Source organism: Nostoc flagelliforme FACHB-838 (genome assembly GCF_014698065.1).
Classification (GTDB): Bacteria; Cyanobacteriota; Cyanobacteriia; order Cyanobacteriales; family Nostocaceae; genus Nostoc; species Nostoc flagelliforme_B.
The window spans coordinates 1-2,104 of sequence record NZ_JACJSI010000660.1 but is presented as its reverse complement, the minus strand read 5'-3'; the positions used below and the strand labels follow the sequence as shown (position 1 = coordinate 2,104).

The window sequence follows — 2,104 nt, the reverse complement described above, 5'->3', positions numbered from 1 at the left end:
AAGCGCTGCGGGCGACAAGACCAGACCCAAGTCTCTCTTTTGCACGAGCCGTTGGCTAGAATCTAGGTTGCTACACATAATCGACCTGTCAGCCTGGTTTGGGAAAGATCCCTGGGAGCAACGCGATTTTGTGAGGTGGGACAAAAAAGTGCGATCACTAAAACTTACATTTCTGCATGAGGTGATTTTATTTGCAATTAACATACGTAATTGCACGAGAAATGATCTTGATGAGATATCTCAAGAAGATTCCTAGTAAATTATTTGACGATTATTTCCAAATATATCTGCAATAAGCCTTTAAGGCTTGGTATCAATTATGGCAGCAAATCAATTAAATGCAGAATTGAAGTATAAAATTTATCAGCCAGTTTGGGGTTTGATAAACGAATTAAAGATGGCATCAGAAAAATTATCCCAACTTTTAGCTATCCATTGACAACGAAGATGTAACATAATTTCTGCGTTATTTTGAAGCCAAAACTTACTATTACCTTTCATACGTAAATTAACAACTTGACGAATCAAACTTTCAACTGCACCACTACCAAGAGGTAATTTCGAGACGCGACTTCGTTATACTTTAAAAGCCTCCGTCGGTAAGCTTTTAAAATATAGTTTCGCTCTCGTACCAAAATTTTAAGGCGCTCTCCGTTCGCCTCAAAAATAAATTCACCCATATTTCTCATTAAATCTAGTGCCTGACCTTTTTTTAAATTTTTTCGAGCCTTTTAACCATTGTTGACGCTCATTATTTGTGCTAAAAGCAGCATCAGCAAAATCTTGTAAATGTGATGCAGCGTGAAAAAAGTCTAATAACTGATAAGTTTCAGGTGGGCATTTTAACTTTTTGAGCAAAGGAGGAATATGTATCCAGATCCATTCTGCTCCATCCGCAATTAATAAAACCTGTTTCGCTTGACTAATACCTAAATTAACTAAGTACATCTCTAATATCTGCAAAAATCCTTGATATCCTTTATAAGTTCCATCATTGGTAATTGGAATCTCTCCATTCTTAATTTTTTCACCTTGCTCATTCACTACATAAATTGTTAATAGTTTTGGCTCAATCCATTCTCCTGTATAGCCTACACGATTAGTTTTAACCTTACGCCTACCTTTTTTATTAATCCGAATCCGTGTACGACCGCCATCTACAGCAATAACAACACGCTGGTCTTTAAGAATGTTACTCATAGGTAAACTACCAAGCTCTAAACTTGTTAGTTTTGATTCACGCAAATTTATGCCAATTTTACCAAATAAGATGTTAGCCGTTATATGCGTTTTAAGCTGATATTTATGCCCCAATCAATTAATGTTGTCCGTGCTGCCTCAAACGAGCCAGCAATTGCACCATATCGGGCAATAGTCGATAAAACTCCAGGGGTTAAACCTTCGGACATTCCTAAATATCTTAAGAATGGGCAGAATCCAACATGAGTAGATTTTTTATTTTTATTTGGTTGAGTCTGACGTTCAACTACATACGGTAGCTTTAAAGTTACTGCAACATTACCAACTCTTAATATTTGCCGTCTTTTACAACCGTGCTTTCGCGTTTTATTGTGCCACCATCCCTGAGTTTGCTGCATTGTTTTGTGCAATAATTCTTGAGATTTAGACAAGTTATGAAGCAACAGAGCAATACATTGTCCTGCTAAAATTAATGCCGATTCCCTAATTTCTTTTTCACGTAACTTGAAAGTTTGTCCATTCCATTCTGGGATATTCGTTAATTCTAAAATTTTCGTAACTTTTTCTTGAAAGTGTGACGCTGATTTGCTTAAATCAAAATTACAATATATATTATTTTTCATGGTAAGTATTCCCTGTTTTTGTTTTGATGTCAGATATAAAAACCTTTACTCCAAAGGGAATCCTACCTTTTTTTGTATCCGAAAATTATCTACAAGTTTAAGCAGTAAGCTGTTCCACATTTAGTTTGCAATAGCAGCATTACCTTTATTTTTAATTTTTCTTCCCCATCTAATTATTAACTCTCCCTGATTTAACAACCTATTTAATAAGTTTTTCAGTTCCTCTACTGATTTAAATAGGCGATGAGATATGTATTCTTTCGCCGAATGCCATACAAGTT

At 35.5% G+C, this 2,104-nt stretch carries 1 protein-coding gene and 2 pseudogenes; 1 reads left to right on the top strand and 2 read right to left on the bottom strand.

All coding sequences use genetic code 11. The annotated features are described in order from the left end of the window. Nucleotides 1-256, top strand: a 256-nt coding sequence (locus H6G97_RS52090; protein WP_206759185.1) for a hypothetical protein, incomplete at its 5' end; no start/stop codon positions are given. A gap of 107 nt (nt 257-363) precedes the next feature. Here the strand turns inward: H6G97_RS52090 and H6G97_RS50355 are convergent. Together H6G97_RS50355 and H6G97_RS50350 are read right to left on the bottom strand one after the other, a co-directional pair. Then, a pseudogene (locus H6G97_RS50355) lies at nt 364-1,823 on the bottom strand (ISLre2 family transposase). 120 nt (nt 1,824-1,943) lie between these two features. Further along, nucleotides 1,944-2,104 (bottom strand): annotated as a pseudogene (locus H6G97_RS50350) (IS630 family transposase); the annotation flags it as partial.